This is a genomic window from Magnetococcales bacterium (genome assembly GCA_015228815.1).
Lineage (GTDB): Bacteria > Pseudomonadota > Magnetococcia > Magnetococcales > UBA8363 > UBA8363.
The window spans coordinates 154269-176217 of the sequence record JADGCV010000001.1 but is presented as its reverse complement, the minus strand read 5'-3'; the positions used below and the strand labels follow the sequence as shown (position 1 = coordinate 176217).

At 57.7% G+C, this 21949-nt stretch carries 15 protein-coding genes; 7 read left to right on the top strand and 8 right to left on the bottom strand.

Annotated features, from left to right (window positions below; all coding sequences use genetic code 11):
• Nucleotides 1-59: 59 nt before the first annotated feature.
• The gene (locus HQL76_00780; GenBank protein MBF0107696.1) at nt 60-2438 is read left to right on the top strand and encodes a bacteriohemerythrin; all 2379 of its coding nucleotides are present in this window, start codon (nt 60-62) and stop codon (nt 2436-2438) included.
• Between the two features lie 78 nt (nt 2439-2516).
• Here the strand turns inward: HQL76_00780 and cadA are convergent, their stop codons facing one another.
• On the bottom strand, nt 2517-4958 hold the full coding sequence (gene cadA, locus HQL76_00775) for a cadmium-translocating P-type ATPase (GenBank protein ID MBF0107695.1): 2442 nt from the start codon (nt 4956-4958) through the stop codon (nt 2517-2519).
• 19 nt (nt 4959-4977) lie between these two features.
• On the bottom strand, nt 4978-5862 hold the full coding sequence (locus tag HQL76_00770; protein MBF0107694.1) for a Spy/CpxP family protein refolding chaperone: 885 nt from the start codon (nt 5860-5862) through the stop codon (nt 4978-4980).
• Nucleotides 5863-6058: 196 nt separating this feature from the next.
• On the opposite strand from HQL76_00770, the gene HQL76_00765 reads away from it, so the two are divergent.
• Entirely contained in the window at nt 6059-9730 is a 3672-nt protein-coding gene (locus HQL76_00765) for a tetratricopeptide repeat protein (protein MBF0107693.1), read from the top strand.
• A 56-nt stretch (nt 9731-9786) separates the two neighbouring features.
• Here the strand turns inward: HQL76_00765 and HQL76_00760 are convergent, their stop codons facing one another.
• Nucleotides 9787-10272 carry a hypothetical protein gene (locus HQL76_00760; protein ID MBF0107692.1) on the bottom strand — a complete coding sequence of 162 codons (486 nt, stop codon included), beginning with the start codon at nt 10270-10272 and terminating at the stop codon, nt 9787-9789.
• Nucleotides 10273-10414: 142 nt separating this feature from the next.
• On the bottom strand, nt 10415-12400 hold the full coding sequence (locus HQL76_00755; GenBank protein MBF0107691.1) for a response regulator: 1986 nt from the start codon (nt 12398-12400) through the stop codon (nt 10415-10417).
• 348 nt (nt 12401-12748) lie between these two features.
• Here HQL76_00755 and HQL76_00750 point away from each other — a divergent pair, with 348 nt between their 5' ends.
• The 5 genes from HQL76_00750 to HQL76_00730 all read left to right on the top strand — a co-directional run bounded on the left by HQL76_00750 (nt 12749) and on the right by HQL76_00730 (nt 17337).
• Nucleotides 12749-13306, top strand: coding sequence for a gamma carbonic anhydrase family protein (locus HQL76_00750; protein MBF0107690.1), 558 nt, complete (start codon nt 12749-12751; stop codon nt 13304-13306).
• Entirely contained in the window at nt 13299-14204 is a 906-nt protein-coding gene (locus HQL76_00745; GenBank protein MBF0107689.1) for a serine/threonine protein kinase, read from the top strand. Before HQL76_00750 ends, HQL76_00745 begins: the two co-directional genes overlap by 8 nt.
• Before the next feature lie 240 nt (nt 14205-14444).
• Entirely contained in the window at nt 14445-14849 is a 405-nt protein-coding gene (locus tag HQL76_00740; protein ID MBF0107688.1) for a PilZ domain-containing protein, read from the top strand.
• 123 nt (nt 14850-14972) lie between these two features.
• Complete coding sequence (locus HQL76_00735) at nt 14973-15557, top strand: hypothetical protein (protein MBF0107687.1); 585 nt, start codon at nt 14973-14975, stop codon at nt 15555-15557.
• Nucleotides 15558-15726: 169 nt separating this feature from the next.
• On the top strand, nt 15727-17337 hold the full coding sequence (locus tag HQL76_00730; GenBank protein MBF0107686.1) for a fumarate hydratase: 1611 nt from the start codon (nt 15727-15729) through the stop codon (nt 17335-17337).
• 59 nt (nt 17338-17396) lie between these two features.
• On the opposite strand, the gene HQL76_00725 is transcribed toward HQL76_00730, so the two are convergent.
• Genes HQL76_00725 through HQL76_00710 form a run of 4 tightly spaced genes read right to left on the bottom strand, consistent with a single transcriptional unit; the run spans nt 17397 to nt 21773 of the window.
• Nucleotides 17397-18332 (bottom strand): hypothetical protein, encoded by a 936-nt coding sequence (locus tag HQL76_00725; GenBank protein ID MBF0107685.1) that lies wholly within the window; start codon nt 18330-18332, stop codon nt 17397-17399.
• Between the two features lie 6 nt (nt 18333-18338).
• Nucleotides 18339-18626 (bottom strand): hypothetical protein, encoded by a 288-nt coding sequence (locus tag HQL76_00720; GenBank protein ID MBF0107684.1) that lies wholly within the window; start codon nt 18624-18626, stop codon nt 18339-18341.
• Nucleotides 18623-21250 carry an alanine--tRNA ligase gene (gene alaS, locus HQL76_00715; protein MBF0107683.1) on the bottom strand — a complete coding sequence of 876 codons (2628 nt, stop codon included), beginning with the start codon at nt 21248-21250 and terminating at the stop codon, nt 18623-18625. Before alaS ends, HQL76_00720 begins: the two co-directional genes overlap by 4 nt.
• A gap of 19 nt (nt 21251-21269) precedes the next feature.
• The gene (locus tag HQL76_00710) at nt 21270-21773 is read right to left on the bottom strand and encodes a RecX family transcriptional regulator (protein MBF0107682.1); all 504 of its coding nucleotides are present in this window, start codon (nt 21771-21773) and stop codon (nt 21270-21272) included.
• Between the last annotated feature and the right edge of the window lie 176 nt (nt 21774-21949).

Below are 21949 nucleotides of genomic sequence, written 5' to 3'. Positions count from 1 at the left end.
TGTCGGGCATCGCGGTTTTATGAGAGGGAAACATCATGTTTGCGTTGGGTCGCATGAAAATGAAAACCAAGTTCATCATCATTCTGATGATGCCGATCATGGGGTTGTTGCTGATCGGAAGCAAAGACATCTGGGAAAAAAAAGAACTTGCATCAAGGATGGAGGAGATGTCGGGATTGGGGGCGTTATCGGTACGGATTGGCGCCCTTGTCCATGAACTACAGAAAGAACGGGGAATGTCCTCGGGATTCCTCGGCAGCAAGGGGCAAAAATTTAAACAGGAACTGGCGCGGCAACGCTCTGTCGGAACGGACGTCAAACGGCATGAGTTCCGGGAACTGCTACGGGATCCCGTCACGGCCATCAATGTCATCAATCTTTCCGAACCTCTGGCAATCGCCACGAAACATCTGGAAAACCTTGCCATGGTCCGGGGAAAGGTGGACGAACAATCGATTCAGGTGATCGAGGTTCTCAACTATTATACCGGCGCCATCGACAGCCTGCTCCAGATCGTCGGCAAGGTAACCAGGCTTTCGGCGGACGTCAACATGGCGTCCCGGGCCAGTGCCTATGTCAACCTGTTGCATGCCAAGGAACGGATGGGGCTGGAACGGGCCACACTGACCAACACCTTTGCCCGTGATGGCTTTGCGCCAGGAATGTTGCAAAAATTCGCCAAGCTGGTGGGAGGACAGGAAAGTCACATGCTGGTGTTCGCGGCCCAGGCGACACCGGAGGAATATTCATTCTTCAGGGAGACCGTCAAGGGCAAGGCCGTGGATCAGGTGGAACAGATGCGCCAGGTCGCATTCGATAAAGCCGGAACGGGCGCTTTTGGCATCGATCCCAATACCTGGTTCGCCGTCATTACCGAAAAAATAGACTTGGTCAAAAAGGTGGAGGACAGAGTCGCCGATGATCTCCTGACCTCGATCCAGACGCTGAAAACCAATGCCATCCAGTCACTGTTCATGATGTCGGCACTGCTGGCAACGGTGTTGATTCTTTCCAATGTGATGAATCTTTTCTATACCCGCCAGATTCTCCGTCAGCTCGGTTGCGACATGGCCGACCTGGAGGATGTCGCCAGAATTGGTCAACAGGTTTCCCACGGCGATCTCACGGTCCGTTTTGGGGCATGTGCTTATGGTGGAGGCATTTATGGCGCCATAAGAGGGATGGTCGGCAATCTGAAAAAAACGGTCGGCACCATTCAGCGCGTTTCTCGGCAGGTCATGGAAAACAGTTTCGTGGTACGTGACGAAGCGGGAGCGATCTCATCGGGGTCCACCATTCAGGCGGACCGCATTGGAAAAACCGCCTTCGCCATGGAACGGATGATGACCAACATCAGGCAAAATTTCGAGAATGCCCGGGTTACCAGACAAATGGCCGAACAGGCGGCAAGCGATGCCACGAATGGAGGCCAGGCAGTGGCCCAGGCGGTGAATGCCATGAAGGCGATTGCCGACAAGATTGGCATCATCGAGGAAATTTCCCGCCAAACCAACCTTCTGGCCCTGAATGCCGCCATCGAGGCGGCCCGGGCGGGTGAACATGGCAAAGGGTTTGCGGTGGTCGCCGCGGAGGTGCGCAAATTGGCGGAACGTTCACAAATCGCTGCCGGAGAGATCGGTCAACTGTCCTCCTCATCCGTGCAGGTGGCTGAGCAGGCGGGAGCGATCATTGTCCGGTTGGTGCCTGACATACAACGGACCGCCGGACTGGTACAGGAAATCACCACCGCTTCCGAAGAACAAAACCGGGGCGCCGAGGAGGTCAATCAGACCATTCGCGAGTTGGACCAGATCATTCAACGCAATAACGATTCCGTGGAACGGATGGCGTCGATGGCCCGGGAAATGACGGAACGGGCCGAGGAATTATTGGAGGAGGTCCGGTTCTTTACATTGGACGACGAGGAAGAAACACCGCAACCCGTCATCCAATTCAATGACTCCATCGAAGAATCGCGGCAGGCCCAGAAAGCGAACCAACGCATGGTCACCTCCAGGACTTTGCCCAGCGAATCGCTATTCCCCTGGTCCAATGAACTTGAGGTCAACATTCACGACATCGATCGCCAACATAAATCCCTTGTGGAAATGATCAATCAACTCCATGTCTCCATCAAGACCGGGGAATCACGGACAGCGCTTGAGCAGGTATTGCCAAAATTGTTGCGCTACACGGAAGAACATTTTCGTCACGAAGAGGATTTATTTGCCGCTCATGGTTTTCCCGATGCGGTGACGCACAAGGAAGCGCATGAAAAACTGCTGACACGGGTACAGGAATTTTCCGACCGTCTGCAACGTGGCGATGATCGGGCAGCACCGGCCCTGCTGGGATTCCTCAAATCATGGTTGACGCAGCACATCATGAAGGTCGATAAAAAATACGCGCCCTTTTTGAACGAACGAGGCGTGTCCTGACGGTGGATGATGCCTTTGGCAAACGCGACCGGGAATGGATTCGCCGCGTCCCGGCCTCGACCGTGCTATTTTCACCAACTATGGTTGAGGAGCGAACCGCCGCAATCTCAAGGCATTGCTTACCACCGTCACACTCGAAAACGCCATTGCCGCCGCCGCGATCACCGGAGACAGGAGCACCCCGGTCCAGGGAAACCATACCCCAGCCGCCAAGGGAATCAGAATGATGTTGTAGGCAAAGGCCCAGAAAAGATTCTGCCGAATGTTGGTCATTGTGGCCCGGGACAGTTCGATGGCCACCGCCACCCCGCGTGGATCCCCCGAAATCAATGTCACCGCGGCACTTTCCATGGCCACATCGGTTCCGGTTCCCAGGGCGATTCCGACATCGGCCTGGGCCAGGGCGGGGGCGTCGTTGATGCCATCGCCGACCATGGCCACGGTTTTTCCCATCGATTGCAGGCGGGCGATTTCTTCGGCTTTGCGTTCCGGATGGACCTCGGCCAGGATCCGTTCAATGCCCACCTCCGAGGCGATGGCCTGGGCGGTACGCACGTTGTCACCGGTGATCATCGCCACCTCAAGACCCATCGCCTTCAATCCTGCCACGGCCAACGCGCTCTCTTCCTTGAGGACATCGGCCACGGCGAGGATCCCCACGATCCGACCATCGACCGCCGCCACCATGGCGGTACGTCCCAGCCGTTCCAGTCTTTCGAGAAGCGTCTCGACCGTGGAACCATCGATCCCTTCCCGGCGCAACAATTCCCGTGTCCCGACCACGACCTGCCGATCATCGATGCTGGCCCGAACGCCCATTCCGGTCAGCGCCTCGAACGAGGCGACCGGAGGAAGATGGATCTTTCGTTCCCGGGCAAAGGCGACGATGGCTCGGGCGATGGGGTGTTCCGAACGCGATTCCGCCGCCGCTACCGAGGCCAAATGACGATCATCGCCGGTCCAATCGGTCACTTCCGGTCGGCCACGGGTCAGGGTCCCTGTTTTATCGAAGACGACCACGTCCACCTTATGGGCCGTTTCCAGGGCATCGCCACCCTTGACCAGAATACCATGTTCCGCGCCTCTTCCGGTTCCCACCATGATGGAGGTCGGCGTCGCCAGTCCCAGGGCGCACGGACAGGCGATGATCAGGACCGAAACAAAATTGAGTAGGGCATAGGTCAAGGACGGGACGGGCCCGAACCACCACCAGACACAGAAGGTCACAACCGCGATCCCCAGGACGACGGGGACGAAGATTGCCGCGATGCGGTCGGCAAGGCGGGCGATCGGTGGCTTGGCCCCCTGGGCCCGACCCACCATGTCCACAATGCGGGCCAGGGCTGTTTCCCGACCGACACGGGTCGCTTCGAAGGTGAATGACCCCGTCGTATTGAGGGTTCCCCCCGTTACCAACGATCCCACCGAACGCACTACCGGAAGCGACTCTCCCGTGAGCATCGATTCGTCCACCGCCGACGATCCCTGAAGGATGATGCCATCGACGGGAACCTTTTCTCCGGGACGGACGATGACCCTGTCGCCGACGACGACATCCCCCAGAGTGATGTCCATCTCGACCCCATCCCGGGCCACCCGTGCCGTTTTTGGGGCCAGTTCCATGAGGGAGCGGATGGCCTTGGAGGTTCGTCCACGGGCGCCGATTTCCAGGTACCGCCCGAAAAGGATCAAGACGATGATCGATCCCGATGTTTCAAAGTAAACCTCTGCCGCGACACCGGGAACGGCAAAGAGATCGGGAACGGCCAAAACCAGAACCGAATAGAAAAAGGCGCTGAAGGTTCCCAGAGAGACCAGGCTGTGCATGTTGGTGGCCCCGTGACGGGCCGTTGCCCAGGCATCGGCATGAAACAACCATCCCGACCAGAATTGGACAGGAAGCGTCAACAGAAACTGCAACCCCTGATTGACCCGCGTGGGAATCTCGAACACTGCCCCCAGTCCCCACATGTCCCAATGGACCAGGATGATCGTGAACGCCAGCAGAACCGCCCCCGGCCATAGCCTGAGACGAATGGCCAGGTGTTCCCGCCGCCGTTCCACCTCCGCCAGATCCAGTGGCTCCCGTTCCCCTCCCATCCGACGCAGCCGGAACCCGGTGCCACCAAGAGCCTGTTGCAGTTTTTCCAGAGTCACCGTTCCAGGAACATAGGTGACCGCAACCCCCTCATGTTCCATGGTCACCGTTCGGACACCCACCACCCGCCCAAGCATTTCCGCGATCCGCTGATCGTCCTCCGCTGTGACCGCTTCTTCCACCCGGAACGTTTCGGTCGTCACCGGCACCCGAAAGCCGATGTCTTCCACCGCCGCCACGAGGGCATTCACCTCAACCTGTCCCGTGACCGCGATCTGGGCCATGGCCAGATTGACGGAGGCCTGGGAAACTCCGGGCAAAGCCTGCAAACATCGCTCCACCCTGCCCGAGCAGGAGGCGCATTTCATGCCGCTGACCGGCAAGATCACCCTTGTTCCAGAATTGCCATCGCTCCCGTCCATCGATCGTTCCAATGCCCGTTCAGTCGCCAAACCCCAGGTACAACTGCTCGATCATTCTTTTTTGTTCCGGAGTCGATGATTCATGCAATGCCCTGAACTCCTGGAACAAGGCTCGCCGCTGTTTCAGCATGGCTTCCATGGCGGTCAGTTGCAGTTCGGTCCGGTCCATGGGATCGACCGTGACCGACTTGCGCCAGGTGTTCATGAGCTCGATCCGGGTCGTGATCTGGTTCATGACCGCCTGGGCAAAGGCATTCCAGGCTTTTTCCTGATCGGTGGTGATGCGAATTCTTTGCCTTTGTTCATACAGGTACCGCTCGACTGCTTCGATATTGGGCGCCAACTGGGCGAATTCCATGGTCCCGTTCGGGGTTCCTCCCGAAGCACCTCCCGTTTTCCCCGAAAACCGATTTCCTTCGTTGCGCGGGCCTGTTGGACCGCCACCCCATCCCGGGGGTCCATTCACGACTCCCGGTCCTTCCGGCTGCAAGCCACCGCGATACCCACGCCCATCGACCGGAAACGAACGTTCCTCTACCCGACCAGGACCGAAACGCGGGCCTTCCATCATCCCCATGGATCCATGTGGCGGACTTTTCATCATTCCTCCGGGGATCGGACTTCCCATCATGCTGCCGGGGGCTGGGGTCGGACTTTCCTTTCTCTCTTCCGGAACCAATGGCTGGGTTTTCTTTTCATCATTGGATTTTCCGTCTGTTTTTCCGGGTGAGGCCAGCCCATCTCCCTTGGCATCGATCTTTTCCTCCTTCCCCTTCAGGTCCACCATCAAGGGGGGCGTGGCTGGTTCCTTGTTGTCTCCAGCCATGGGCAGGTTATCGACTCCCAGGGCCATGACGATAAAAAAAGCGGTAATTCCAAGAATTTTTCCATTGGACGGACTCATGGCTCGGAATCCTTTCATGCATGGGTTGGCCCGATGTCAGGCGATACAAAATGGCTCTGTTTGCCTGTATCGTACTCCCCGCCATGAAATTAATAAAAGTAAAAATTTTCGTTTCCCTTTTTTCGCTTCGTAACCCAGGCTATCCTTCGGGGATACCACGCAAGGAGTCCACTACGGAAGGTCGGCGGTTCGACGCATGGAAAATTCTGAAAATAATGCCGATTCGCGGATCAACCTGGAAAAGGGTCATCCCATGCGCCATCTCATCGCCGTCGCAATCGTTGCCCTTCTGGGCTCGATTCCCGTCTTCCCCATCCGGGCCGAGGAAACGCTTTGGAAAAGCGACACGGTATTGGCCACCGTCTCTCCGGTCCAGGAGCTGTACGATCGGGCGCTCACGGCCCAGGAAGGGGGAAATCTGGAGGAAGCCACGGGCCTGTTGGATCAGGTGATCGCCCTGCAACCCGATCATGCCCTCGCCCACTGGCTTCGCGGGGCAATCTTGCTGCAACAGGAACGGCTCGATGCCGCCATTACCGACCTGAAGGAATCGACCCGGCTGGCGCCGGAATTTGCCGAAGGTCATGCCGCGCTCGGCTGGGGCCTGCTTCTGGCCGGAAGGTTTGCCGAGGCGATGGAACCAACCCGGAAGGCCCACGAATCGGCCCCGGAAAATTTCTCCTGGACCGTCAATCTTGGCCACCTCCATCTTTTCGCCAATGACCCCGGAAAGGCCCGTGTACTTTACGAATCGTCGCTCCCCACCATTCCCGACGACGAGGCCTATCGCATCGGACCCCAGGCTGATTTTGCGTTGTTTTTGAAAAAGGGCTGGGCAGTGGCGGCGGTACGCACGGAGGCCGAATGGTTCGATGCGGCCTGGGAACAGGAAAAGTCCAGGCGAAGGGATCGGATCGAGGCGGAAACGCTCAATCAGAAAATAATCGACCTTTCCCACGCCGGACAGTTCTCCGCGGCGCTTCCCCTGGCCCGGCGCGCCCTGGAAATCCGGGAAAACACCTTGGGACCGGATCATCCCGATACCATCGTCAGCCTCAACAATCTGGCCATGCTGCACAAGGAAATGGGAAACCACGCTGCGGCAATCCCCCTGGCCCGGCGTATCCTGACCATCCGGGAAAACACCCTGGGACCGGATCATCCCGACACCGCCAGGAGCCTCAACAACCTGGCCTCGCTGAACAAGAACATCGGTGCCTTTTCCGAGGCGGAATCCAGTTACAAACGCGCCCTGACCATCCGGGAAAACACCCTGGGACCGGATCATCCCGATACCGCCACAAGCCTCAACAACCTGGCAATGCTCTACCGGGAAATGGGCAACCCGATTGCGGCGCTCCCCCTGGCCCAACGCGCCATGACGATCTGGGAAAAATCCTTGGGACCCGATCATCCCCAGACCGCCACGGGTCTCAACAATCTGGCCTTGCTCTATCAGGACATGGGTGACCAGGACGAGGCCCAGTCCTGCTACAAGCGTGCCCTGGCGATTCGCGAGAAGTCCCTGGGACCGGATCATCCCGATACCGCCACGAGTTTCAACAACCTGGCAATGCTGTACAAGAACATCGGCAGTTATTCCGCTGCGGAGTCCCTTCTCAGGCAGGCCCTGGCCGTCAAGGAAAAGTCGCTCGGGACAGATCATCCCCGTACTGCCACGACCCTTGACAATCTGGCCGTGCTGTACCACGACATGGGCGCCTACGCCGAAGCGGAGTCCCGCTACAGGCACGCCCTGGCGATCCGTGAAAAGTCGCTGGGACCGGATCATCCCGACACCGCCATAAGCCTCGTCAATCTGGGCACGCTCTATCAGGACATGGGAAACCATGACAAAGCGGAATCCCGCTTCAAGGAAGCCCTGGCGATCCAGGAGAAAATCCTGGGAGCAAAACATCCCGATACTGCCGCAAGTCTCAACAATCTGGCCGTTCTCTACCAGGACATGGGGGCCCATGCCAGAGCGAAACCCTTGTACAGACGTGCCCTGGCGATCCGGGAGCAAACCCTGGGGCCGGACCATCCCGATACCGTCTGGAGCCTCAACAATCTGGCCTTGCTATACCAGGCCATGGGCGCTCATGACAAGGCGGAGCCGCTCCACGGTCGCGCCCTGGCCCTCGCCATAAACGCCCAAAACCCGGAATTGCAGTGGCGCGTGGAATACAGCATGAGTCAACTGTTCGAAAAGCTCGGGGACCCTGGCAGCGCGATTTTCTTCGGCAAGCGGGCGGTCAATATCGTCCAGAAGCTTCGGGGAGGAATCTCCGGAATGGAAAAGGACCTGCAAAGAACCTTCCTGACCGACAAGAAGGGGGTATACGAAGGGCTGGCGCACCGTCTCATCGACCAGGGGCGGCTGATGGAGGCGGAACGGGTGCTGGCAATGTTGAAGGAAGAGGAATATTTCGACTATATACGCCGCGACCTGGGAAAAGACCCCCGGAACTCCGTGATTCCCTTCGCCCTCTTCGAACAACCCCTGGAGGAGGGACTGACAGAACGTTTACGGCGGCTCGGGGTATTGGGAAAGAAGCGCGTACCGTTGGCCCGACTCAAGGTACGCACACCCGAACAGGAACGGCAACTTTTGGCCCTCGACGCTGTTATCGCCAATGCGGTCGAGGATTTCCAACACCATCTTGTGGAGATTCGCGAGGCTTTCCGAAAGGCCGGAGACAAGGCCCATGCGGTCGCCTTCAACGAGACGGATCGGACAGACCTTGGCCGATTGCAGAATGCACTGGAAAAAATGGGACACAGTGTCGTGGTCCTGAACTATCTTCCCGGCACGGATCGGCTGCGCATTCTGGTGATCACCCCAGAAACGATCGTGACCCGTTCGGCGCCGGTGACCCTTGCCGACCTTGCCGAACGGGTGATCCAATCGAGAAAATTGTTCGCCGATCCTGAAAACGACCCGAAACCCATGGCGAAGGAATGGTATGATCTCCTGATCGGACCGGTCGCGGCGGATCTTCCCGTCAATGCCACCTTGATGGTCTCCCTGACGGGAAGCCTTCGTTATCTTCCCCTGGCGGCGCTCCATGATGGGGAGCGGTGGCTCATCGAAAAACACCCGGTCACCCTTTTCACCGTCGCCGGTGGTGCCAGCGGATGGCAAAGTCCGTCCGGTATGTGGCGGGTCGCCGGCTTCGGGGTCAGTACTGGCGGGGGTGAACACCTGGTTCCGCTGCCGGCGGTGCGGGACGAACTCGACGCCATCATCCTTGAGGGCGCCGGAGATACCCGAGGGGTGCTTCCAGGTAAAGTGCATCTCGATGAGGCCTTCGACGACACCACACTGAAGAAAACCATGGCATTGGCGAAGAGCCAGGTATTCCATATCGCGAGCCACTTCGACTTTCGTCCGGGGACGGAGATGGACTCTTTTCTGCTTCTCGGAGGAGGAAAGCGATTGACCCTGGCCGAGTTCAAACGTGGAAAGGACCGGTTTCACGACGTGGATCTGCTGACCCTGTCGGCCTGCGAGACGGCCGTGGGCGGAACCGATGCCCAGGGACGGGAGGTAGAGGGGTTTGGGGCACTTGCCCAACACAAGGGAGCGGCGGCGGTGCTCGCCACCCTCTGGCCCGTGGACGATGCCTCCACGGGACGATTCATGGCGGATTTCTACCGCCGGCGGGAAGTGGAGCGACTGACCAAGGCGGAGGCATTGCAACGTACCATGACGGCATTCATTCGCGGCGAAGGGAATAAGAGCGACGATTCTCGGACAACGCCAGTGTCGATGGATGCCCCCCTTCGACGGGATCCTTCTCCCGATCCTTCCCACGCCCATCCCTACTACTGGGCCCCCTTCATTCTCATGGGCAACTGGCTGTAGGCGGTATCGAATCGTCCCGATTTCCTCGTTGGAAGGAAAGAGAGCGTCGTGGGTGTTCAGTGCCTTACCGTGGGATCTCCAGGATGAAATGTCATTTCTCCGTTTGCGATAATGGCACGGAACCGGAAAAAATGATTCATGCCACTTTGCATGTCACTCATGGCGATCATGCCGGTGTTGATTTTGGTAAAATGAAAAAAAACAAGGCTATGTCCACTCATGAAGCATGTACCATGATGGAAGGTCTTGAGATTCTTGTATTCCATGATCATGCATTGAGTTGCGTTAAACGTAAGATTGAAATAATGTTTCAGTGCCTTTTGAATGATTTTTTGAACCATGTTGTTTTTGGTACGCGATGATTCTGACATGAAACCAGGATCCAGGCCAATGTGATCCATAAAGTATTTGAAGGGTTCCGCCAGATCGGCGGAGGTTTCCACCAACTTTTCCAAATGAACCAACTTTTCTGAAAAAGATGCCATTTTTCGTTCCTTTTGATGTCGATGGTGGTCCACTACAGCCCAATCTCTGCCATCCACCCATTCGTACCTTGGCCAAACGACAGATCGCAAAACGACTCCAGGGTACGACTGATGCCTTGGCGATTTCAACTGCTTTTCCTGTGGTGGACCCCGGAAATGCGACCATGCGATTTCCGATTCATTTCGCGTTCGTAACGATTCAGAAGCGATTCATCAGGTCGGGAATCCACAGGACCCGGTCATCGGTGGTCGAGGCGATCATGCCGGCGATGGGTCCATCCTGGGAGATGACGAAGGCCACCACCCCGGGATAGGCCCCCACCAGATTCACCGCCGAAGCATGACGGGTTCCGTATTTTTCCAGATCGACATCCACCGTGTCGGCACCGTGATCGTCCAGGCAATACTGCGTCCGCCCCCGCCAACGCTGGGCCGAAAGCATCGTACCGAAGGAAAGGGGACGCAGACGGTGCGACAGGATCATTGCTCCGTCCACCCGGCTCAGATGGGCCATTCTCTTGGCGTGAAACAACACCTTGCGCGCCATTTCGCGCATTTCCTTGCGTTTTTTCTTTCCTTTTCCCTGAAGCTCATCCCGCCGGCATCCACAATACCCCCCCAACAATTGTGACGCCTCGGTGGCATTGGTAAAACGATAGCGGGTCACCAGCGACAGTTTTGGACGCCGGTCGTCGATGTCGGGGACCCAGATGATGATCCCGCCAAATCCACCACGCCCGATCTCCACCAGCAACCTTTGAATGAAATTGCGGTACCGGCTCCAGTAGACCTCGCCGTGTTCGGCAAACTCGGGGTGTGTGCGCACCGTGCGAAACAATGCCTGTCCGATGAGGCTGGTCTCGAAGGAAGAGTTTCCCGGCAACGAAAAGTGTCCCGCATGAAACCGGGCCAAGACCCGGCTGCCCCAGGAGACCACCAACGATCCCGCCCGGTTGGAATAGACCGAAAGAAAATTTTCCGGCGGCGCATGATGCACCATCGGATGCAATCGCGGCCCGTCGCTGTCCTCCTGAAACACCGCCCCCCAGATTTCCAGATTGCGCGGATCGTTCTTCTGCGGACAGACCGCCAAAACCGTATTTTCCGGATCGAATCCCCGCGCCAATTTCACCAGGGCATCGATGGTGAAGGGCTGGCTTTTTTCCAATTCGAGCGTTTGATACGCTATTTTTTTCTTGTTGTAGGTGTTGATCGGATAGCCCCGGTCCATGAACAGGACGTTGGGCAATACCGGTCGGTCTTCCTCGCGATTGAGCCCGGCGAGAAAAACGGTCTCCATCAACGAACGGATGTGCATCTTGGAAACCCGCATCGGATCCTTGCCACTGACCTCGGCCAAAAGCGAGGTGATCCGTTCGATGATGCGGCTGTCGAACAGCGCCGTCTCTTCCAGACCTCCCAGAATGCGCGCCCGCTCGCCAAGATCGCGCATCACCGCCGAAAAGAATGGCTTTCCTGGAATCTGCCAGGCGGCGAGCGATATTTCCATCGGGAAGGTTTCGCCGTTCTGTCTGAGCCCGATGCATTCGACCGTCTCCCCCCGCTCCCGCGGAAAACCGAGTGCCACCGCGTTGAAAAAAGCCTGTTCGAACTCCGCCCGCATCTCCTCGGGCATCAACAAGACGATCGAAAGCCCCATGATCTGGTGCGAGGTGTAGCCGAACAGCAGTTGCGCCCCTTTGTTCCAGAACTGGATCAGCCCCATTCCGTCCATGGAGATGATCGCCTCGGTGGTGGAATCGGTGACATGACGAAACCGTTTTTCGCTGTCCTGAAGATGCAACATGGAGGTACGCCGCTCCAGGATCAACCGGATGCGCTGCCTGAGGACCGGCCATCGGATTGGCTTGGTGACGAACTCTTCCGCCCCCGCGGCGAACGCACGGTCCACGGATCGATCATCGTCCAGGGCGGTGATCATGACGACGGGAATGTCGTTGCCCCCCTCCAGGGCTTTCATGTCGGCACAGATTTGGAAACCATCGGTTCCCGGCAGATGGGCATCCAGCAGCACCAGATCGGGCAACGGATTGCCAAACCGGAGCAATGCCTGGTCTCCATCATCCGCTTCCATCACCGTGTATCCCTCGCGGACCAGCTTGTGCCGCAGGAAAAGACGGATGTCCGGATCGTCATCCACGATCAAAACGATGTTTTTTTTCACCTTCGGATCCTGACACGCCACGCCCGAAACCATGTTTCGAACCGGGGGCCATCCTCCTGGCTAAGGATGAAAACGGCCTGGGCTCGACCAGAAACATTCCTTGACTTTCAAGTCGCGGAAACGATAAGGAACTCCTCGGGAAACAGTTCGACAGAGAAAAATGACCGCGGCGCGATACACATCGTCTCCCGCCGTCTCCCAAGGGTCATTCTAAACAAGGGAACGATCCCTTCAAGGACAAACACGGCAAAAAATCGGGTGTTTCATTATTTTTTCCGTGATACCGCCACCGCGAGGCCCCGTCCGTCGGGGCGTCCGGACGCCCAATCCCCCACCAAGGAAACCTTCATGGCCATATATCCTTTCGAAGGGGTTTTTCCCCGGATTCATCCCCAGGCATTCGTTCATCCCCATGCCTTGATCATCGGGCGTGTCCGAATCGGTCCCCTTTCCTCGGTCTGGCCGGGAGTCATCATCCGCGGTGATGTCAACGACATCGAAATCGGCGAAAAAACCAATATCCAGGATGGATGCATTCTCCACGTCACCAAGGGAACACCGGACCGTCCCCAGGGTTCGGTACTGACCATCGGCAACCGTGTCATCATCGGCCACAAGGTGACGCTTCACGCCTGTCACCTCATGGATGACGCCATGATCGGCATTGGCGCCATCGTTCTCGACCGGGCGGTGGTCCAGGCCAAGGCCATGGTCGGGGCGGGTGCGCTCGTCCCCCCCGGAAAGCAGATCGGTCCCCGCGAACTCTGGCTCGGCAGCCCGGCAAAAAAGGCACGCGAGCGGACCGACGACGAAATCATCGGCGCCCAGAGAATCATGGAACACTACACCATCCTTGCCGCCCAACACCGCGACAGCCTGATCGCCCAGGGCATCCCCCTTGTCTGACCCAGGCTTTGACGCGAAACTCCCGGACACCGCTTCCCCGTGTCCGTGGAATTCTCCGACATCAAGCCCCGACAACGCCTGGATCGACCGCAATCCCACCGATCAACGCTTGATCGGTGGTTTCCGTCTCCATGTTCCACTCAAGCAAGGGACCACCGGAACGGTTCATGCCGCACGGGACCCCAATACCGGGGCATGGGTTGCCATCAAACTGTTCCACCCGTCGCCACCCGTCGCCACCGTCGATCCGCCCGACCCTTGGGATTTTCTTCTCCGGTCTCCCCATCCCAACATTGTCCGCCTTCTCGCCCACGCCTGCGATCATGGGCAGCGTTATGTCGTCATGGAACTCTCGCGCGACGGGAACCTCAAACAACTGCTTCCTCCCCGCCGTTTCCTGTCTCTGCCCCTGGCCATCGTCATCGCCCGTCAGGTCCTGCTTGCCCTTGACCACCTGCACGGTCACGGCTGGCTCCATCGTGATCTCAAACCCACCAATCTCCTTCTGTTTCCCGATCATCACGTAAAACTTGCCGATTTTGGCCTCATGTACCCCCTTCACGCCCCGCCACCCCCGCCCATGGGCGCTCCCGGTTTCATGTCTCCCGAACAGGTCATGGGACTGGCACTGGACCAGCGCAGCGACCTTTTTTCCCTCGGTGTCCTCCTCTATCGCATGACCACCGGCCATCATCCATTCCCAGGCGATTCCCTTGCCGCCCTTCTCGACCATACCCTGCTGCACCATCCTCTCGAACCCTGCCGTCTGCAACCCCACCTTCCCGTTTCCCTGTCCCGGATCATCATGCAGGCCCTGGAAAAACGCCCCGGTCGCCGTTTCCGCGACGCCGGGGAGTTCCTTCACGCACTCGATGCCTGCGTAACAACCGCGGCATGAATGGTTCCCCCTGGTCGCATCGATTCCGGAAAAGGTTCCATTCTTCGATAAAAATTTTTTATTTTTAATAATTATTTCTAATTTTACCTTTACGTTTTCAGGAGTTATCTTCCTGTTACCGGTAGTGGCAAGGAAAATAAAAAATAAAGCCCAGCATTCTAATGTATTTTCTCGGGGTATGGAATTTTCGTGGATTTTCGATCAGATGGAAAACCGCTTCCAAGCCCTTCAGAAATCACCGTGAACGCGCTTACCGACCCCAGAGCCATCGTCATGAGCAAACCCAGAATTCCGGTGCAAATTTCCGTCGAACTGCACTTTCCCTTTCCCGACAACCTTGTTTTTCGTGGGGTGACCGGCAACATCAGCGAGACCGGGGCCAAGATCAACCGTCCCGTGTACCGGCCCGAGACGCCTTCCGTCGCGGTCAACACTCCGGTGCTCAAGCTGTTCATCGATGATCACATCGACCCGGTCGTGATTTCTCTTCCCTGCGACCTGGTACGGAGTCACCGTACCGGTTTTGGTGTTCATTTTCTTCTCGACCAGCTTGACCCTTTCATGGCGGTTGGCGATTTTCATGACCCGTCTTTCCCAGGTCTCGCCAAGGTTTTGCCACACAAGCAGTCAAGTCCGGAAAAATGATCTTCATGGTCGCGCCATGTCAAAGTTTGGATCGGTGGCCGGTCGCGGGCTTGTATTTGTCATTGAAATCGCGTACATTACGTCCCAAAGAGTGACACGGCTTCCATTCTTCGGGAGGAGATCATGACCACCATCGCTGAAAAAACGGCCCAGGCCTTTGGTCATCACTATCGGACATTTCATTCTGCCGAAGCGGGAAACCTTGTGGATGTCTGTGCCGGACAGGCGGTGCGGACGGTCACGGAATTCGGAAAGAAAAAATTCGTATTTCCCGATGATTCCGCCATCACCATGGGGGATGGCCAATGGTTTATCGGCTATGGCGATTGTTTTTGCAACGCCCAGGAGGGGCATCATCCCGAGTGTCCAGGCTTTCGCGTGCCGCCCGCTTCTCCTCTGCCCAATGATGATGACCGGTCCGCCGGTGCAGAGGCGACTTCTGTTCCCTCACTGCCCGTCTTTACCATACACATCCTGGGCAAGGAACCGCGGCGGGTGCCCCTGGATGCCAGCCAGCACAAGGCCCGGGTCGAAGCGCGGGCCATGTTGACCCGGGAAAAACAGGCGACGCATGCCTGCATTCTCGACGTGGAGGGCGCAATCACCGACGCCTACGAGCGGGTGGTCACCGGGACGGGAGAAGTCAAAATCAAGAAGGTCGATCCCAGAAAACTTCCCGCTCCGGTCCGTTCTTCCCTGAACGGATGAAAAACCTTCGGTCATCGTTCAGACCCTTTTTTCTTTCAATAATTGAACCCAGAGGTACCTGGGCAGTCGCGAATTTCCATCGCGATTGTCCCGCATCGAAGATTGCATCGCTTGAAACAATTGCCTATAAGATGTCCCATCCTGTAACCCGCCTGCATGGAGCCCGCTCATGCCTGAATTTCAGTATGCCCCCGTTTTGCATCCCGGACATGGTGATACCGAATATCGTCTGCTGACCCGGAATCATGTTGCCACCTCCTCGTTCGAAGGGCGGGAAATCGTCAAGGTGGCCGCCGAAGGGCTTTCCCTCCTGGCCGCCACTGCCATGAACGATGTCTCCCATCTGCTGCGGACCAGTCATTTGCAACAACTGCGCAACATTCTCGATGACCCCCAGGCTTCCGACAATGATCGTTACGTTGCCCTGGAACTCCTGAAAAACGCCAGCATCGCCGCGGGGATGGTCCTGCCCAGTTGTCAGGACACCGGCACCGCCACGGTGGTTGCCAAAAAAGGGGCAAACATCTGGACCGGCGGTGGCGATCAGGAGGCCATTTCGCGCGGAATTTTCAAGACCTACACCGAAACCAACCTGCGTTATTCCCAGGTTGCCCCGCTCACCATGTACGACGAGAAAAACACCGGCACCAACCTTCCGGCACAGATCGACATCGAAGCGGTCGATGGCGATACCTACAAATTCCTGTTCATGGCCAAGGGTGGTGGTTCGGCCAACAAGACCTATCTGTATCAGGAGACCAAGGCGCTCCTGACGCCTGACAAACTCAAGGCTTTCGTCCGGGACAAACTTGCTTCCCTTGGAACCTCTGCCTGTCCCCCGTACCACCTGGCCTTCGTGGTTGGTGGCACTTCCCCGGAACTGACCCTGAAGACGGTCAAGCTTGCTTCGGCGCGGTATCTGGATGATCTGCCGCAAAAAGGCGACGGCCTGGGTGGGGCAATTCGGGACCGCGACATGGAAGCCGAAATCCTCGAAATGGCCCGTTCCATCGGACTGGGGGCCCAGTTTGGCGGCAAATATTTTGCCCATGATGTTCGCGTCATCCGTTTGCCGCGGCACGGGGCTTCCTGTCCGGTGGGTCTGGGGGTTTCGTGTTCCGCCGACCGCAATATTCTGGCAAAGATCAATCGGGATGGCATCTGGCTCGAAGCCCTGGAGCGTGACCCGGCCCGTTTTCTGCCCGAGGTCGATGAAAAATCGTTGAGCGGCGAAGTCGTCCATCTGGATCTCAACCAGCCGATGGCAGCCATTCGGGCACAGTTGCGCCGGTATCCCGTCAAGACCCGGGTCATGTTGCGGGGTTCGATCGTCGTCGCCCGCGACATCGCCCACGCCAGGATTCAAGAGCGTCTCGATGCGGGACAGGGAATGCCCGATTATTTCAAAAACCATATCGTCTATTATGCCGGCCCGGCGAAAACGCCCAAGGGGATGGCATCGGGGGCTTTTGGGCCGACGACCGCCGGACGGATGGACAGTTATGTCGATGCCTTTCAGAAGGCGGGGGGGTCGTTCGTCATGCTGGCCAAGGGCAACCGTTCTCCGGTGGTGACCCAGGCGTGCAAGGAAAATGGAGGGTTTTACCTGGGCTCCATCGGGGGGGCAGCGGCGCGTCTGGCCCAGGATTGCATCCGCAAGGTCGAAGTGATCGACTATCCCGAACTGGGAATGGAGGCCATCTACAAAATCGATGTCGTCGATTTCCCGGCGTTCATCATCGTCGATGACAAGGGGAACGACTTTTTCAAATCATTGTAAATCCTTCCGCAGGTGGGTCCGGGGAAGATGACCGCCCCCGGACCCCGATACGGTTTTTCCTATTTCTCGATCTTGTTTGCCACGCCGCTGTCGATCAACCCCTGTTTGTTGTTGACCAGGAACCATGACAGACTCGTCAGAAAAAGATCCCGCACCGGAATGTTCTTGACCAGGCGGAACAAACCATCGATCACATATCCATCCCCGACCGGAAAACGGACCGGACGGAAGGAAACGGTACGGCCACCATACGAGGTCGCATGAACCACCAGGACCTTCTTGCCATCCAACACCACCACCGAACGACGTTCCCTGCGCTCTTCGCGCACTTCGAGACGGTCCAGGTCCAGATCATGGACGTTCCACACCTCGCGATCGAGCAGTTCGATGTTCTTCAATTCCCCATAGGCCAAGATGTTGAGCAGATTTTGTTCGAACAGGGGATGTTCCTCCAGATCGACGACCCGCTCGCGCCATGCCTTCAAGGTGGCATGTGATTTTAAAATGAAGACGGCGCAGTTGAGATACGGGTTTTCCCGCGAAATGCCGGTTTTTTCCAATAACCGCTCGAACGGGGCCAATGGCAGGGACTGTACCATGTCGGCGATCGTCCCCCCCAGATCCTGACAGATCGCAAGATATTCCTTCCCTTCGGGCCAGAACGCCATCGTTTTATGGACAGCCTGGACCAAAGCCCCCACCACCAGACAATCACTGTCGATCCATACCAGGGCATCATAGTCCAGTTCGTGGGCAAACAGGCTCATGGAAGCCTTGTAACGGTAGGGATGGAGCCCTTCGGCCAGGGTGTCGGGACGCTCCAGAAGCTGCCCCTTGTGCCGCAGGAATATTTTTTGCGCCTCCGAAAGGCCAAAGTCGCAAACATAAAGGTTGTCTTCCGGTCCGGCATGCCGGGCAAAGGATTCCAGAAGCGGCAAGGTCAGCAGAAAATAGGAGGCGGTCGCCCCCGTCAGGTAGACACACCTTGCCGCCATGGGAAGTCACTCCTCGATGATGTCGCCACGCAAGGCATCCCGGTGGGCCACCGGCAACACCCCGGAATCGCCATCCTCGGGCGAAAAGAAATAACGTACCGAACCGATCCGGCGATAATGGTCGTACAGGCTGTTCCAACCCTTGACATACATGGAACATTCATCATTGAAGCAGACCAGCATGACGTTGGTGCAAAAACCGAGTCCATCACCAAATTCATTGGTATTGGCACACCATTTTTTCATTTTGACCCCGCAATGGGGGCATTCCTTGTCCCAGTTCACGTCTGTCATGCCAACTTCTCCTTGAGCCAGTCGGGGACCCCTGCCAATACTTCCGGCAGCAGGTCGATTCGGGTACCTCCCCCCTGGGCCATATCGGGCCGTCCTCCCCCTTTTCCTCCCAGTTTTTCCGCGGCATGACGCATCAAATCGCCTGCGGCCACCCTTTTGGTCAGATCCTTCGTGACCCCCGCCACCAGACCGACCTTGTCATTGTGCGGCAGAGCCAGGAAAATGACCCCGGAACCCAACCGATCCTTCAGGAGGTCCACCAGTTCCCTGAGTCCCCCCGCCTCCAATCCTTCGACCTTCTGACAGACACACGAGGTCCCTCCAACCTTGATGGCGGAAGCGACCAGGGTATCGACCATGCTGCCCGACATGGCGCTTTGCATCTTGCCCAGATCCCGTTCCAGCTCCTTCTGCCGTGCCAGAAGTTTGCGGATTCCCTCCTCCACCTGGGCTGGAGGAAGTTTCAACAGGGCGGCTCCTCCCTTGAGGGCAAGCCAATCCTTCTGGTAACTCTGCCGCGCCACTGCCCCCGCGACCGCCTCGATCCGCCGTACCCCCGCCGAGACTGCGCTTTCGGCAAGGATCCGGAACAGGCCAATATCGCCCGAACGTCGGACATGGGTTCCGCCACAGAGTTCCATCGTCGGCCCCACCCGTACCACCCGCACCTCGGCGCCGTATTTTTCGCCGAACAGCGCCATGGCCCCTGCCGCCACCGCCTCCTCGGGGGTCATCACGGTGGTCTCCTGAAGATCGTTGTTCAGGAGTCCCTCGTTGACCATCTCTTCCACCCGTTCCAGTTCTTTCGGTTCGATCGCCTGATAATGGGAAAAGTCGAAACGCAAGCGCTCGGGGCCGACGTGGGAACCGGCCTGTTTGACATGGGAACCCAACACCTGACGCAGGGCATGATGCAGATAGTGGGTTGCGGTGTGATGCCGGCGGATCGCCATGCGCGCCGAGCCATCCACCGTCATGGTGGCGGCATCTCCTGCCTGAAGCGTCCCCTGGATCATCCGGCCATGGTGGCTGATCAGATCCGGGAGGGGTTTTCGGGTATCATGGACCGCAAAACGCCCGGTTCCCGATTGAATGATGCCGATGTCTCCCACCTGCCCGCCCGACTCGCCGTAGAAAGGGGTCTGATTGACCAGAACCACCCCTTCGTCTCCTTCTCCCAGACTGGAAACTTCCGTTCCATCCTTCAGAAAGGTCAAAATGCCCGCCTGGGCGGTTTCCAGGGCATAGCCAAGAAAATCGGTGGCGCCGAATCGTTCCCGCAATTCATGATAGACCACCGCCACCCGTTCATCTCCTGATCCGACCCAGGCCGCCCTTGCCCGGGTCCTTTGTTCGGCCATCTGCCGCTCGAACCCTTCCAGGTCGAGGCGGATCCCTCGATCACGCAGGATGTCCGCGGTCAGATCGACCGGAAACCCATAGGTATCATACAGGGAAAAGACCGTCCTGCCATCGAGTTCCCCCCCCGGTCCCAGGGAGCGCACCGCATCTTCGAGGTGTTTCAAGCCACCGTCCAGGGTCAAGGCAAACCGCTTTTCCTCATTTTCGATCACCTTCATTCCGACCGCCCTCTGGGCTTCGAGTTCCGGGAAATAGCCTCCCATCAGGCGGATCAGGTCGGGAACCAGAAGATGGAGAAAGGGTTCTTCCATTCCCAGGAGGCGGCCATGGCGCATCGCCCGACGCATGATCCGTCGCAGGACATAACCCCGTCCTTCGTTGGAAGGGAGGACGCCGTCGGCGATCAGAAAGGTGACCGATCGCAGATGATCGGCGATCACACGCAGCGAAACGACATGTTCCGGATCGTGGGTGAATACCCCCGTCTGCCGTGCCACCGCCTGGATCAATGGCAGGAACAGATCGGAGTCGTAATTGTTGCGCCGCCCCTGAAGAATCGCCGCCAACCGTTCCAGTCCCGCGCCGGTGTCGATGCACGGGTGCGGCAACGGGCGCATCGTCCCATCCTCCAGCCGATCATACTGCATGAACACCAGGTTCCATATTTCCATGAACCGGTCGCCATCGGCATCGGGAGACCCTGGAGGCCCGCCGGCAACTTCAGGACCGTGGTCGTAGAAAATTTCGGAACAGGGACCGCACGGACCGGTCGGACCCATCGACCAGAAATTGTCGCTGGTGGCAATCCGTACCACCTTTTCCTCCGGCAAGCCCACCTTCCGTCGCCAGATGTCATGGGCCTCATGATCCTCGGAATAGACCGTCACCAGCAGGTTTTCCACGGGCAGGCCAAACCCTTCGGTCACCAGTTCCCAGGCCAGGGTGATCGCTTCTTCCTTGAAATAATCGCCAAAGGAAAAATTGCCGAGCATTTCGAAAAAAGTATGATGCCGGGCGGTGCGGCCCACATTTTCCAGATCGTTGTGTTTTCCCCCCGCCCGCAGACACTTCTGGCTGGAGACGGCCCGACGGAAGGAAGGGGTCTCCTCTCCGAGGAAAAAGCCCTTGAACTGATTCATCCCGGCATTGGTGAACAGCAGGGTCGGATCGTTCTGGGGAATCAGGCTGGACGAGCGGACCTCCGTATGGCCATGCTTCCTGAAAAAATCGATGAACCGCTGGCGAATCTCATTTCCCGTCATAGGTCACTCCACCCGAAGATCATGACAAGACCCTGTGAATGGTATCGATGTCAAAACCGCGCCGATACAATAGATCAAAACAGCGTTTGCGGGCATGTCGGTCGTCCGCCGCGCCACCTTCCCGTTGCCATTTGCCGCACCGTTTCTCCAGCACCCCAGCCAATACCGCATCCAGGTCGAGTTCTTCGAGCGCTCGCGCCATGCCCCGGGCGACATCCTCCGGGTCGAGCCCCAGACCGAGAAGTTCTCCCCGGACCCGAACCGGACCATACCCCTTGCCAGCAATCCGTGACATGGTCCGCTGATAGGCAAATGCCGTATCGTCCAAGAGTCCCCGTTCGCGGCAATCCTCAAGTTCACTTTGTACCTGGGCGGGTGATTCCCCTTTGGCGATGAGTTTTTGTTTCAACTCCGCCATCCCGTGCGCCCGCCGTGCCAGAAGACGGATCGTGCGTTCATGGACGCTGCGCCCCTTGCTTCTTTGGGCGCGCTCCATCCCCTCTTTTCGGGTGGGCTGCTTCATTTCCAAAACCTTTTTTGTTCCCGGGCGAAAAAATCAACTCTTTTCCCTGGTTTCCTTGTACACAATCGTTCACCCTCACGGCAAGGTGGAGAAGTCGAAGCGTCACAGGCATGTCGCTTGCAATAACCGTTTCGGCAATTCAATCATCGACCTTTTTTCTTCTTTTTGAGGGTGCC